15 protein-coding genes and 2 pseudogenes are annotated in these 13431 nt (G+C 27.9%); 12 read left to right on the top strand and 5 right to left on the bottom strand.

What is annotated here, in order from left to right:
- Nucleotides 1–579 (bottom strand): TyrS-associated PheT N-terminal domain-related protein TapR, encoded by a 579-nt coding sequence (tapR, locus tag SAM46_RS00370; RefSeq protein WP_078747175.1) that lies wholly within the window; start codon nucleotides 577–579, stop codon nucleotides 1–3.
- 47 nt (nucleotides 580–626) lie between these two features.
- On the opposite strand from tapR, the gene SAM46_RS00365 reads away from it, so the two are divergent.
- The 4 genes from SAM46_RS00365 to tsaD are packed head-to-tail and all read left to right on the top strand — an operon-like array spanning nucleotide 627 to nucleotide 3378.
- A complete protein-coding gene (locus SAM46_RS00365) occupies nucleotides 627–1481 on the top strand; it encodes a DegV family protein (RefSeq protein WP_078747176.1) in 855 nt (284 codons plus the stop codon).
- Complete coding sequence (tsaE, locus tag SAM46_RS00360; protein WP_078747177.1) at nucleotides 1481–1876, top strand: tRNA (adenosine(37)-N6)-threonylcarbamoyltransferase complex ATPase subunit type 1 TsaE; 396 nt, start codon at nucleotides 1481–1483, stop codon at nucleotides 1874–1876. Before SAM46_RS00365 ends, tsaE begins: the two co-directional genes overlap by 1 nt.
- Nucleotides 1877–2434 carry a tRNA (adenosine(37)-N6)-threonylcarbamoyltransferase complex dimerization subunit type 1 TsaB gene (gene tsaB / locus SAM46_RS00355; RefSeq protein WP_078747178.1) on the top strand — a complete coding sequence of 186 codons (558 nt, stop codon included), beginning with the start codon at nucleotides 1877–1879 and terminating at the stop codon, nucleotides 2432–2434.
- Entirely contained in the window at nucleotides 2434–3378 is a 945-nt protein-coding gene (gene tsaD, locus SAM46_RS00350; RefSeq protein ID WP_078747179.1) for a tRNA (adenosine(37)-N6)-threonylcarbamoyltransferase complex transferase subunit TsaD, read from the top strand. Before tsaB ends, tsaD begins: the two co-directional genes overlap by 1 nt.
- Nucleotides 3379–3389: 11 nt before the next feature.
- Here tsaD and SAM46_RS00345 read toward each other — a convergent pair whose 3' ends face one another.
- Together SAM46_RS00345 and SAM46_RS00340 are read right to left on the bottom strand one after the other, a co-directional pair.
- Nucleotides 3390–3899 carry a hypothetical protein gene (locus tag SAM46_RS00345; RefSeq protein WP_078747180.1) on the bottom strand — a complete coding sequence of 170 codons (510 nt, stop codon included), beginning with the start codon at nucleotides 3897–3899 and terminating at the stop codon, nucleotides 3390–3392.
- 84 nt (nucleotides 3900–3983) lie between these two features.
- Nucleotides 3984–4511: a hypothetical protein gene (locus tag SAM46_RS00340; RefSeq protein WP_078747181.1), complete on the bottom strand. Its 528-nt coding sequence runs from the start codon at nucleotides 4509–4511 to the stop codon at nucleotides 3984–3986.
- Between the two features lie 39 nt (nucleotides 4512–4550).
- On the opposite strand from SAM46_RS00340, the gene SAM46_RS00335 reads away from it, so the two are divergent.
- The 5 genes and pseudogenes from SAM46_RS00335 (at nucleotide 4551) to SAM46_RS00320 (ending at nucleotide 8269) form a co-directional block, all read left to right on the top strand.
- Nucleotides 4551–5165 carry a ribonuclease HII gene (locus SAM46_RS00335; RefSeq protein ID WP_078747182.1) on the top strand — a complete coding sequence of 205 codons (615 nt, stop codon included), beginning with the start codon at nucleotides 4551–4553 and terminating at the stop codon, nucleotides 5163–5165.
- Between the two features lie 67 nt (nucleotides 5166–5232).
- Nucleotides 5233–6033, top strand: a complete 801-nt coding sequence (locus SAM46_RS00330) for an energy-coupling factor transporter ATPase (RefSeq protein WP_078747183.1) — start codon at nucleotides 5233–5235, stop codon at nucleotides 6031–6033.
- A pseudogene (locus SAM46_RS03665) lies at nucleotides 6024–6428 on the top strand (ATP-binding cassette domain-containing protein); the annotation flags it as partial. The gene SAM46_RS00330 and the pseudogene SAM46_RS03665, both read left to right, overlap by 10 nt.
- 207 nt (nucleotides 6429–6635) lie before the next feature.
- Nucleotides 6636–7256 (top strand): annotated as a pseudogene (locus SAM46_RS03660) (ATP-binding cassette domain-containing protein); the annotation flags it as partial.
- On the top strand, nucleotides 7256–8269 hold the full coding sequence (locus SAM46_RS00320; RefSeq protein ID WP_078747184.1) for an energy-coupling factor transporter transmembrane component T family protein: 1014 nt from the start codon (nucleotides 7256–7258) through the stop codon (nucleotides 8267–8269). The pseudogene SAM46_RS03660 and the gene SAM46_RS00320, both read left to right, overlap by 1 nt.
- A 39-nt stretch (nucleotides 8270–8308) precedes the next feature.
- Here the strand turns inward: SAM46_RS00320 and SAM46_RS00315 are convergent, their stop codons facing one another.
- The gene (locus SAM46_RS00315; RefSeq protein WP_318635600.1) at nucleotides 8309–9577 is read right to left on the bottom strand and encodes an endonuclease; all 1269 of its coding nucleotides are present in this window, start codon (nucleotides 9575–9577) and stop codon (nucleotides 8309–8311) included.
- Between the two features lie 314 nt (nucleotides 9578–9891).
- On the opposite strand from SAM46_RS00315, the gene rpsP reads away from it, so the two are divergent.
- From rpsP to rplS, 3 genes are read left to right on the top strand one after another with little or no spacing between them, the layout of a single operon-like run.
- A complete protein-coding gene (gene rpsP / locus SAM46_RS00310) occupies nucleotides 9892–10140 on the top strand; it encodes a 30S ribosomal protein S16 (protein ID WP_078747295.1) in 249 nt (82 codons plus the stop codon).
- On the top strand, nucleotides 10140–10823 hold the full coding sequence (gene trmD, locus SAM46_RS00305) for a tRNA (guanosine(37)-N1)-methyltransferase TrmD (protein WP_078747296.1): 684 nt from the start codon (nucleotides 10140–10142) through the stop codon (nucleotides 10821–10823). The genes rpsP and trmD overlap by 1 nt, the downstream gene beginning before the upstream one ends.
- Nucleotides 10813–11172 (top strand): 50S ribosomal protein L19, encoded by a 360-nt coding sequence (gene rplS, locus SAM46_RS00300; RefSeq protein WP_078747297.1) that lies wholly within the window; start codon nucleotides 10813–10815, stop codon nucleotides 11170–11172. The genes trmD and rplS overlap by 11 nt, the downstream gene beginning before the upstream one ends.
- 63 nt (nucleotides 11173–11235) lie before the next feature.
- On the opposite strand, the gene SAM46_RS00295 is transcribed toward rplS, so the two are convergent.
- Nucleotides 11236–13314: an MIP family Ig-specific serine endopeptidase gene (locus tag SAM46_RS00295; protein WP_078747299.1), complete on the bottom strand. Its 2079-nt coding sequence runs from the start codon at nucleotides 13312–13314 to the stop codon at nucleotides 11236–11238.
- Nucleotides 13315–13431 lie beyond the last annotated feature (117 nt).

Here is a 13431-nt window from a genome sequence, read left to right as displayed (position 1 = left end):
TTATAAAACAAAATCCTTTCCTATTTCATTTTCAGTTCCAAAAATTAACCCATCTTTATCTATTCCTAATGTTCTATATCCAGTAAGCATTCCTTCTGATTTAACTCCCAACATTTCTCCTGATAAAATATCAGTTCCAGCAAATGTTGTAGCTCCGGGTAATGCTAAAACAACCACTTTTCCTTCGTGTGAATCTAATGTATTAGTTACAATTTGAATAGTTTTTTCATCATTAATTAAAACTTCAAGAACAAATAATCTTTCGCTTTTTGGATGAGCACTTCTAGTTTTTATTAAGCCATAAATAAATTTTGGTTCATTACTAATTTTTAATCCAGCTTTTGAAGCTGCAATTTCAATTTTATTGATTGATTCAAAATTTAATGTTCCAAATTTAGAATCATTACTAATTAAATATTTGTTATTATCTAATACATTTATACTTGAAATATTATTGTCTTTATCAACAAAAAAGACTAAATCATCAACAGTAATTTTATTGTCTTTTTTTACTCTAGAATCAACAAAAATAACAGAGGTATTTTTAAAAAACTTATCTAAATTATTGAATAATATCATAGCAATATTATAACCTTTAATTAACTAATTTATAATATAATTGAAATATGAAAAATATTGCCATAGTAGTAGATTCATCATGTGGGCTGACTAAAGAACAAGCTCACAAATTAGGATGACATTATTTACCCTTAAAAATTGAATTAGATGACAAAATTTATAATGACGGGGATAATTTAAAAAGTAATGAACTTTTTAAATATTTCTCATTGGATACAAAACAATATAAAACAGCCTGTACACCTATTGGTGTTATTGAAGATATGGTTGAAGAATTATCAAAAACACATGATTATGTTGTAGTTTTCCCAATTTCTCAACATTTATCTTCACAATACCAAAACATTAAAGGGCTTGAATCTTTATATCCTAAATTAAGAGTTTTTAATTCTGAATACATTGCTATATTATTAACATTCCAAGTATTTAGATTCTTAGAATTTGTAAATAATCAAAATATGAGTGTAGAGGAAGCTTTATTACATGCTGAAAAATGAGATGATAACTTAATAGTTTCACTTGTGCCTAAATATAATGATTATTTAGTTAAAGGTGGTAGATTATCTCCTTCAGCAGCAACAATTGCTAAATTATTAAAAATAGTTCCTGTAATTAGTTTTTATAAAGGTAAACTTGAAAAAGAAGGAAAAGGTCGCATTTTTACTAAAACTATAATAAACAAAATAGATGAACGTTTACTTGATAATGATTCAGACTTATTAATTCTACAAAATGACTGTTCTGAATTTAACCAATTTGTTGATCATGTAAAAAGTAATTATCCTAATAATGTTTATACAAGCTCCTTACCAAATTGTATTTCAATTCATACAGGACCTGAAGCTATTGTTATTATCAAACTTGGTCGTAAGCTTGCACAGAAAGAAATCGAAGTATTATAATGATGCAGAAAATTATTTGTAATAACTTACAAGATTTAGATAAATTTATTACTGCTAACTTAAAGTTATTTCAAGATAAAAAAATATTGCTTCTTAACGGCGATTTAGGAGCTGGTAAAACAACTTTTGTTAAATTACTAGCTAAGCAATTAGGAATTAAAAACAATATTACATCTCCAAGTTTTTCTTATATGAAGGATTATTCAGGACTAATTCATATGGATTTATATAATTACAAAGGCGATATTGAAGAATTTGAAGATTATTTTGATGACAATATTGTAGCTATTGAATGAGCTAATTTAAAGAAACATCAATTTGATAAGTATGTAGAAATAAATGCATATATTGATCGTGATTTACATCATGTTTTTGAGATTACGGAGGTTAAATAAATGAATGTTTATTTAGATACCTCAAGTGAAGATTTTGTTTTAGTCTTATTTAATCAAGAATTTCAAGTTCTTGATTTTATTCTACTTGAGGGTTACAAAAAGAAGGTAGAATTAATAACTAATGAATTTGCTAAAATATTACAAAGAAATAACTTGCAAATTAAAGATTTAACAGGACTTTACACAAATATTGGCCCTGGTTTTTTCACTGGAGTAAGAAGCTCATTGGTATTTTTTAGAACACTAGCTTTATTAAACAAAATTGATCTATATATCACAACTACACTGGATATTTTACATCTACAACATAGCGACAAAGTTCTTTTCACTGATGCTCAAGGTCATAAACTTTACCAATATAATTTTGAGCAATTTAATGGTTCAAATTACAAAAATGTTATTTCTGTAGTTGATAAAACTAATCAAGAAGTAGTGGGAATTAATTTCAAATCAATGATTCAAAATTTTACTCAATATAAAGACCTATTTATATTCAAAGAACCTATGAATATTGAAGTTTTATACATTAAGCAACCTCAAATAGGGGGTACTAAATAATGAGAATTCTTGGTATCGAAACATCACATGATGATACATCTATAGCAGTATTACAAGATGGTAAAGTTCTTGATATGTGAACCATTTCACAAATAGATATTTTTAAAAAATTTGGCGGAACTATTCCTGAAGTTTCATCACGTGAACATGTAAAAAATATAGCTATTATTCAATTATTATTACAAGAAAAATACGACTTAAATACTGTTGATTATGTCGCTTATACAAAAGAACCTGGATTAATAGGAACTCTTCAAGTTGGATACTTATTTGCATCAGCAATTGCACAAAGCATTCAAAAACCACTTATTCCAGTAAATCACTTAATTGGTCACTTTCTTTCTTCAACTTTAACTGAAGAAATTAAATTTCCGGCATTATGTTTACTAGTTTCAGGGGGACATACTCAACTTATTTATTCAACCTCTCCAACTCATACTGAAATAATAGGAGAAACTCTGGATGATGCTGTAGGAGAAGCTTTTGATAAAGTATCTTCTCGTCTAGGCTTAGGTTTCCCTGGTGGACCTTTAATCGATAAATTAAGTCAAGATTATAAAAGCGAACTGATTTCATTTACAAAACCACATACAGAACACGAATTAGACTTTTCATTTTCTGGTCTTAAAACTCAAGTACTAAACCGCGTTAATAAAGCTAAAATGAAAAATCAACAAATTGATCTAATTCAAGTAGCTGTTTCCTTCCAAGAAACTGCTGTTGAATATCTAATAGAGAAAACTAAATTAGCTTTAGAAAAATATGATGTTAAAACTCTTGTTTTAGGTGGTGGAGTTTCAGCTAATAAATTATTAAGATCTAGATTTATTCATCTACATCCTAATACAATTATTCCTTCATTAAAATATGCAACTGATAATGGTGCAATGATAGCTCAAGCTGCATATTTACAATTATTAGAGACAGAAAAAAATAGCAAGTAATTGCTATTTTTCTATTCTTCAATTAAATCAATTGCACTCAATAATTTTGCTTGTGTTTTTCCTTGCATTACTAGGATAATAATTCATAGAATAAATCCAGAAAAAATAGCTATTAAAGAAATGGTAAATAATGATTTCAATTCAGATGAGTAAGCATCTAATTTAAATACTTCGGCTTGTGGTAATTCTGCATTTGTTAATTTTTTATAAATAGCTGTATTGTATTCTCTATTAATTAAATTAATTGCTAATACAGCTTTAATCGAAAATACTAAAAATATAATTCCACTAATTAAAGTAAATAATGCAAATACAATACCAGTTATAGCTACACCAATATTTGTTACTTCTTTTTGTGTTTTAGATGTTGTTTCCGTTACTTCTTTAATAGAAGATGTAATAGATACACCATATGTAACATATGTAATTGACATAAATACCATTAGGCACACAGCGGCAACAACTGCTATTATTGTATTGAATTTGTATTTAGCAAACAAGTAAGTAAATTTTGTTTTCATTCGTTCTCCTTATATATAGTAATTTTACTATATTAAAGACTTAAAAGTAAAAAATGAATAAAATTGCTATAAATTTTCACAATTCTATGCATCTTTTTCAGAAACTAATTCCGCTGTTAACTTGCCATGTCTAGGACAAGTTAATCTATCGTGTTCTTCAGTAAATTGCACATAATAAACATATGGGTTATATGTTCTGGTATATTCATCAGCATTCATAAATTTTAATTTTACTAGTGGAACATTATAAATTTCCCTTTTACTAGGATCTGAATCCAAACGAAAAACTGGATAAGATTCTATTTCTCCACTTAATAAAATGTTCGATTTTATTAATTTCTTTTCTTCTTCTGAAAAGAAATTTAATACATTTTTGTAATTTCTATTTAATATTTCTTCTTGTTCTTCTTTATCTTTTAACATGAACATTATATCTGTCTCAAGTTCATCATATAAAACTTCTTTAAATATATCTTCACTGAAAAGATCTTTTTGTTTTTTGGCATATAAATTAAGAAATGTTTGATAAGGCATTAAATCTTGTACCAAGCCAAAAACATATGTATATGTCTCATTACATTCTGAGCAGTGAGCTTTAACTATTGATCCCATAAACCTCCATATTAATAATTATAGATTATAATTATTAATATGTTAGATTTTGAAAACAAATATTGAGATAAATATCCTTTAATTGCGGGTGTTGATGAAGTCGGAAGAGGATGCTTAGCAGGTGAATTAGTAGTTGCGTGTGTAATACTTCCAAAAAACTACCAAAATCCAAAAATTAAAGATTCCAAGAAGATTTCTGAAAAGAATCGCGAGTTATTATATGAACAAATAATAAAAGATGCATTATATTATTCAATTGAAATCCGTACTTTAGATCAAATAAATAATTCTAATCCAAAAGCTGAATCTAAATTAGGGATGAAATTAGCTATTGAAAAATTACCTATTAAGCCTGATTTAGTGATAACTGACTTTGAAAAAGTTGATACAGATATTGAACAAATTAATCTTGTTAAAGGTGATAATATTTCAATCAATGTAGCTGCAGCTAGTATTCTAGCTAAGGTTACTCGTGATCGTATGTTGATTCAATATGCAAAAGAATATTCACAATATGGTTTTGAACAAAATAAAGGTTATGGTACAAAAATTCATTTAGAGGCTTTATCTAAATATGGAATAACACCTATTCATAGAATTAAATATAAACCTGTAGCACAAATCATAAATAATTTAAGTACTAAAAGAAAATAATGTAGAAATTTATAAAAAAAATAAAATACCACTTAAAAATGGTATTTTTTAATAAAATTTAATCATAATGATTAAAGCAGAAAATATAACATTTAGATATAGAGAAAATGATATAAACCCGGCATTAAAAAATGTCTCTTTCACTATCGAAAAAGGGCAATATGTTGCAATACTAGGGCATAATGGTTCTGGTAAAAGTACGTTATCAAAACTTTTAGTTGCATTATTGAAACCACAAGAAGGTTCTCTAAGTATTGATGGTATTGTTTATAGTAAAGAAAACTTATCCCAAATCAGAAGAAAAATTGGGATTATTTTTCAAAACCCTGATAACCAATTTGTTGGTTCTTCAGTTGAAGATGATATAGCATTCGGACTGGAAAATAGATGTATACCACATGATGATATGAAACCATTAATTTTACAATATGCTCAAAAAGTAGATATGATGGATTATTTAGAAAGGGAACCAGAAAGCCTTTCTGGTGGCCAAAAACAACGTGTTGCTATTGCATCTGTTTTGGCGCTAAATCCTGATGTTGTTATTTTTGACGAAGTTACTTCAATGCTTGATCCTAAAGGTAAATCTAGCGTATTACAAATAATTAAAGAAATCCAAGAATCTAAAGAAAAAACCTTAATTTCTATAACCCATGATATGGATGAAGCTATTCTTGCTGATAAATGTTTAGTATTTGCTGGTGGCGAATTAATTGCTTCAGGTTCACCAAAAGATATATTGAAAAATAAAGAAATCATTGATATAGCTAAAATTGAATCCCCATTTATTTACCGTATCAGTGAAAGAATAAATGGTATTAATCCAACATATAATGAAAAGGAGTTAATTAAACAATTATGCAAATAAAAATTAAAGATATATCGCATACATTTAGTCCAAAAACTCCTTGAGAATTTACTGCTTTAAGAAATGTATCTTGTGAAATTAATGATGGCGAATATATAGGAATCATTGGATCAACCGGATCTGGAAAAACCACCTTCATTGAACATTTGAATCAACTTTTAAATCCTAGTACTGGTGAAATTGTTTGAGATTTCTATGATGATGTAAAAATAACTAAAAAATATTTATTATCAAAATTACAAAATGATTTACAACAACAAGGACTTGAATTAAATTCAAAAGAATACAAAAAGCAATATAAAATTGGAAAAAAACAAATTACCGCAACTATTAAATCAAGTAATAAAAGAATTAAACTATTAAATAAATCGCTGAAGAAAAAAGTTTCTGATGCTGTAGAACAATTTAAAAAAGACTTCACAAAATCAAGAAAAAATGCATATGAAAATCAAATTCAATTTAAACATGCTTTAATCACCGAAACTAATTTATTTAAGTTAAACTTCATTCAACAAAGTGAAGAGGGTAAAGAAATTCACAGACTTAAATACATACAAGATAATATTATTTTTACTAAAAAAGGTAAGGGAAAAGTATTCAATAAAGACCCAAAACAACTAAGAAAACATGTCGGTATTGTTTTTCAGTTTGCTGAATACCAATTATTTAAAGCTACAATTCAAGAAGATATTGCTTTTGGTCCAATGGCTTTTGGTGTTGCAAAAGAAACCGCATATCAATTAGCACAAGAATCTTTAACTTTAGTCGGTCTTGGTCCAGAATATTTAGACAGAAGTCCGTTTGAATTGAGTGGTGGTCAAAAGCGTCGTGTTGCTATTGCTGGAATTTTAGCGATGCAACCTGATTTCCTTGTTGTCGATGAGCCAACCGCAGGTTTAGATCCTGTCGGAGTAAATGAAATTTTGGAAATTTTAAATAATTTAAATAAACAAGGTAAAACAATTATCAATGTTACACATGATTTAGATAATATCTTGAAATATGCAAAAAGAATTATTCTTTTTAAAAAAGGAAAAATAGTTCGTGATGATGAACCATATGATGTATTAAATGATGTTGAATTCTTAAAAGAAAACAATCTTCAACCACCGCATTTATTAGCTTTCGCTAATAAATTAAGAGCTAAAGGTATACCTGTACCCAAAATATTATCTGAAGATGATTTAGTTAATTTCTTAAATTCATACAAGGGGGGTAACTAATGAAAAGTGTTTTCGGACGTTATATCCCTGGAAAAGGTTTCTTATATAATCTTGATCCTAGAATTAAATTATTAACAGTTATTCTTTATATTGTAATGGTATTTATGGTTTCATACTTTATTGATTTAATTATCTTATTAATACCATTAGTTGTTGTGTATATAACCACAAACAAAAGAGTAAAACCATTATTTAAATTAATGTGATTACCATTCTTTATTTCCTTTATCATTTTCTTTGTGAATATTTACACAATTACAAATGAAACTGTGTACAAAGATGTCGCATCAATGTATGAATCCAAAAATCCACTGGGTAAAACTTGATTAGTTTATATGTATGATCCTAAATATACCTTTTGAAAATGAGCAACTTCTTCTAATACTTTTGAAATAAAAATCCCAATGTATGATAGTGCAGGAAAATTTATTGGTATTAGTTCTGAATTAAGTAAATTAAATATTCAATATGGTATTTCCTTGGATTCTATTAATAGAACATTATCTCTATTCTTTAGAATTTACATAATGATTTTAACAACTGCATTATTAACAAATACTACTCGTCCTATTTTATTAACTAAATCAATTGAAGATATTTTATTACCATTAAAATTAATATTTGTCCCTACACATGTTATTGCTATGATAATATCAATTGCTTTACGTTTTATTCCTACTTTAATCGATGAAGCTAATAGAATTATGAAAGCTCAATCATCTCGTGGTGTTGACTTTAAGCATGGTAATTTAAAAGAAAAAATTAATGCTTTCTCTACATTGATAATTCCATTATTTGTTTCATCTTTTGCTAGAGCAGAAGATTTATCTAACTCAATGGAAACTCGTGGATATGATCCATATTCTCAAAGAACTAAATATAGAAAAATTAAACCAACTTGAGTTGATTTAATCGTATCTATATTCTTACTATCATTGTTAGCATTTTTAATTGTCAATATGGTATATCCACAATATTTACCATCATGATATTTAGTAACTGCTGTTTTATAAAAAATCAACCTTTCATTGGGTTGATCTTTTTATTTCTAATTATTTTTGCTCTGTAATCGGAATTGCATTAACTAAAACACCAAGGTTTTTAAATGGTTTAGGGTTTTGTCCAAATAAATTATCAGCTAAATTTGGATAATCAATAAATGGATTACGCATTTGCTCCATTCTTGCTATTTCATTATTTCTTGTAACATCCCATGGATCAACTTGATCTTTTATATTTCAATTAAGGTAGGTATTTAAATAATGAGGTAAAAGTTTAAAAACTGTTTTATCGACATATATAGAATTTGCATAATCAATATCAAGGTCTCTATAAGTAACCATAAAATATAAATAAGCTCTGGCTATATCACCTTTAAATGCATCAAGCGGTTCCATAGCAATTTTACCTATGCTGTTTTTTCCTAAATAACTGCCTTGCTTAAACTTATTATTTGAATCCTTTTCTACAACATCATCGTGTGGGTAATTTCCTCTTATTTTATTTACATAAATATCTGTCGGGAATACAAATTGTGCATCATTACGAGTGGTATTTGTTTTTTGTTCAGCCTTTGTAGTAAATCAAGATTGAGGAATAACATGTTCCCTGTTCATTCCTTCACCTTCTTTGTCTTTATAATGCTTAGGTGTTTCATAATGTGAGAAAGTATAAGGGTCGCTGCCATTTGGATTTTCTGAATAAATATCGAGCATTGAGTTATCTTTTTCAAAATATTTATCTTTAAAAGCATCTGAACTATTGTATATAGTCTTTAAGTAATTATATCCAGCTTGACCGTGTTTTACACCAACTAAATTTCTTTTTTGTATATTTAATAAAGCATCTAATAGTTCTAAACCTGATTTGCCATCAGCTTCAGCATAGTAATCATTAGATTTATCATATTGATATTTAAATTTAGCTTTAGCTTCTTTTGGTATAACAATGTTTGTTAAATCATTTGTTATTGGTTTTGCTGGTGTATTTGCTGGTGTATTTGCTGGTGTATTTGCTGGTGTATTTGCTGGTGTATTTGCTGGTGTATTTGCTGGTGTATTTGCTGGTGTATTTGCTGGTGTATTTGCTGGTGTATTTGCTGGTGTATTTGCTGGTGTATTTGCTGGTGTATTTGCTGGTGTATTTGCTGGTGTATTTGCTGGTGTATTTGCTGGTGTATTTGCTGGTGTATTTGCTGGTGTATTTGTGGTTGTAGAGTTGCTTTCATTTTGTTTAGTATCTTGACATGATACAGCAATTATTGGAGCAGAAATTATTGATAATCCAGTAAAAGAAAGTAAAATAGTTTTAGTTTTTTTCATATTTTTCTCCTTGTTTTCTTATATTATTTTAAATTTTACTACAAAATTATGCGCCATATTTCATCGCAAAATAGAATATGAAAATTTTTTAATCATTTCCACATTTGTTCTAATTAATCTAATTTTAAGGTGCATTTCTTTTGATACAAATGATCGCTTTTAAAATATAAGCTAATTATTTCATAAGATTTTTTGGTATTTTCCAGCAAAAATATCCTTATAAAAAATATTTCAAAATCACAAACTTTCTACTATAATATATGCATATTTAAACAGCTGTCAAGCACTATTGCTTGACACCAAAAGGAGGACAAATGGTTAAAATTAGATTAAAAAGAATGGGAGACAAATTCAGACCAGTTTATAAAATTGTCGCTGCTGACTCAAGAGCTCCACGTGATGGTAAATTTATCGAAGCTTTAGGACACTACAACCCTAAAACAAAAGAATTTGTTTTAGATAAAGAATTAACTTCTAAATGAATTAAACAAGGTGCTAAACCAACCGTTACTGTAGCTAACTTATTTAGAGCTCACAATTTAACTTTAGAACTTAAAAAATAATGAAAATTAATTTTCTTACATTATTTCCTAATTACTTTGAACCTTTTATTAACGAAAGTATAGTTAAAAGAGCTAAAGAAAAAGAACTAGTTGATTTTTCTGTAGTAGATTTTAGAAACTTCAGTAAAGATAAGCATCGCAAAGTTGATGATGAAATATATGGTGGAGGTCACGGTTTATTACTTCAAGTAGAGCCAATTGATTTAGCACTTGATTCATTACCTAACCGCGGTGGTTATAAAGTTCTTGTTTCTCCGCAAGGAAAAACATTTACTCAAGAAATAGCACAAGAATTATCGCAATATGATCAAATTACTTTTATCTCAGGTAGATATGAAGGATTTGATGAGCGTGTAGTCGAATTAGTTGATATCGAATTATCAATTGGTGATTATGTACTAACAGGTGGAGAATTACCTTCGATGGTAATGGCTGATAGTATTATTCGCTTAATTCCTGGTGTTATAAAGGAAGAATCGCATGTATTTGATTCATTTCAAGGTATAGGACTACTTGATTACCCACAATATACTAGACCTAGAGAATATAAAGGAATGAAAGTTCCGGAAGTTCTATTTAATGGTGATCATAAGAAAATTAAAGAATGAAAGCAGCAGGCACAATGAGAAAAAACTCTTAAAAATCGGCCTGACATTATCGAAAGGATAAAACATGAGAAATAAATTATTAGAGTTAGTTGAAAAGTCACAATTACGTTCAGACTTACCAGAATTCAAAACAGGAGATAACGTTAAAGTTCACGTTCGTATTCGTGAAGGTGAAAAAGAACGTATCCAAATTTTTGAAGGTTTAGTAATCAGCAAAAAAGAATCAGGAACAAGAGAATCATTCACAGTTAGAAAAGATTCATACGGAATCGGCGTTGAAAGAACATTCCTTGTTAACTCACCTTTAATTGCTCACATCGAAGTAGTTCGTTCAAACAAAGTTCGTAGAAAAAGATTATTCTACATGAGAGACCGTAAAGGTAAATCAGCTCGTCTTAAAGAAATCAAAAGAAATAATAATTAATCAATTTGCCCAATACAATAACCCTCTGGGTTATTTTTTTAAACAAAAAAGAGCCTTTGCTCTTTACTTGTTAAATCCTTCCGGAAACATAGCTGTTTTATCATTTCCTTTACCATCAAATCCATTTGGATAAAATAGTTTTAAATTATTCTTGAATGATCTAGTTTGATGTGGGAATCCTGTTGAATCAATTAAGTTATATCCATAAATAATAGTATTATTTAAAGCTTGTACATCACCAACTTGTAATAGTGGAGCAAAAGTTCCAGAGGACATGTTATTGCCAAAAGTTGCATTTGCATTAACACCATTATAAATTCCAACTATTTGTCCAAAATCATTATAAACTGCTGAACCACTAGCTCCATAGTATAATGATGAAAACTTACTAGTATAGTTAAATCCATAAAAATCAGCAAATGGTTTGTTTCATAATTCTGAATATATTTGAATATTACCAGTTTCAATATTTGAATTTACATCATTTGTTGGATAATCAAATAACTGATTATTAGCAATTCCGTTTGCAGTTCCTAATCTTCTATTATATTCTAACAATACTTCATCAGAATTACGTTGAGTTGGATTATTTTGCATCCAATATGTTGATTTATTATTATTCATTGGGTAGCCAGCAATGTAAACATTTTGAGCATTTGATAAACCAAATTCATTTGTTCGGTTATTTTGAGCTAGATTTCTTCCTTTAGATAAATAATCTAATGTTGGCAGGAAATTATTATTAGATGCAGTGTAATTAGGTAATAAACTTGTTCCTTTAATTCTTGTTACATATGAATCAACTGCATTAATAGCTTGCTTAATTCATGTTTTTAAAGTTTCATCAGCTTTAGTTAAATCAACATCTAATTCTAATATTCCAAAATCAGTATAGAAAGGAATTTTATTAGGATTTTGCGAAATAAATTTCTCTATTTTATCTCTAGTATCTTGATCTACATTTAATGTTTTTAAATCTTGTTGTTTTTGTTGCTTGTATTGTTGTCATTTTTCATTAATAATATCTTTAAATTGGTTATATACAACATCATCCATGTAATCAACAGCCGCAAAGACTATTTTTGGATTACTAAATGCATTAGTGTATTGAGTGCTATTGTATGGAGAATATGCAGTACTGGTGTATTTTTGATTATTAGCATAATATTTTACACTACCACCATTTTGTTGTATAAATTTATCTCATTCATTATTTTTTATTGAACCAAATGATGAAGGCATATTGCTTTTTCCTATAGCAAAACCACCTGGAACACTACCACTAGGATCATTGTAATTTAATAAAATATCAATATTTGTGTCATTTGTGTTAGCATAATTACCTATAACATGTAAATTTGTTGCTATGAATAATTTATAGTGATTATTGTCTTGCTTATAATAATCTAATACCCAGCCTGTACCTTGGCCCACCAATAAACTATTTTCATCATTTTTGTTTAATAATGTTCCAGGTCTAATAGAAAATGTTCTATTTCAAATTTCTTGATATAAAAGATTGCTATCGACTTTATTATATTTAGAAACATAATTTGGATACTGGTTATTTTGTAATATTTGATCCTTTATGTTAAAAGGCGGAAATGCAGGGGGTAAATGTGTTGGGGGTTGTGGATTAACAGGAGGTTTTGGTTTTGGATTTGGTTGTATAACTGGCGGATTTGGACTAGGTAAAGGTATAGGTTTTGGAACAGGTATAATATCCCCTACTTTTCTTAAATCATTTATAGTAAAATCTTTTTGTGTATTTACTTTATTTCTAAATTTTTTATTATAAATTGCTAGCTTAACAATTAATCTTCCTGTCTTATCATAAGCAAATAAACCAAGCTTAGTATCATTATACGTTCCACTGGTTTCTATATCATAAACATTACGATCTATCCCATCAATTACCAAATCATTTTCTTTGATTTGTGAAGGAAATGTTGCGAGTCTATCAACAGAAGTTTTTAATGTTACTTGTATTGTAGATAGTACTTGTTGCAAATCTTTTTTTGCATTATTTATATCAATTTCTTTTTGTCTTTCACTTGCGTTTGTTATACAAGATACAGCACTAATTACAAGCAAAGAAAATGCTGTAGTAATAAATATACTTTTAATTAACTTGTTTTTCATAATAAAATTATACAAAATTTGACTTATTCATTTGTTAAAAACACTCCATCAATGCGATGAAGTGCAAATAAAATTAATTAATTTTTATCCTAATTATTATTCGAATTTACTTGGTAT

Origin of the sequence: Mycoplasmopsis verecunda (genome assembly GCF_033546915.1) — a bacterium.
GTDB lineage: Bacteria > Bacillota_I > Bacilli_A > Mycoplasmatales > Metamycoplasmataceae > Mycoplasmopsis > Mycoplasmopsis verecunda.
The sequence above is the reverse complement of the archived record's forward strand: the minus strand, read 5'-3'. Positions and strand labels throughout refer to the sequence as shown.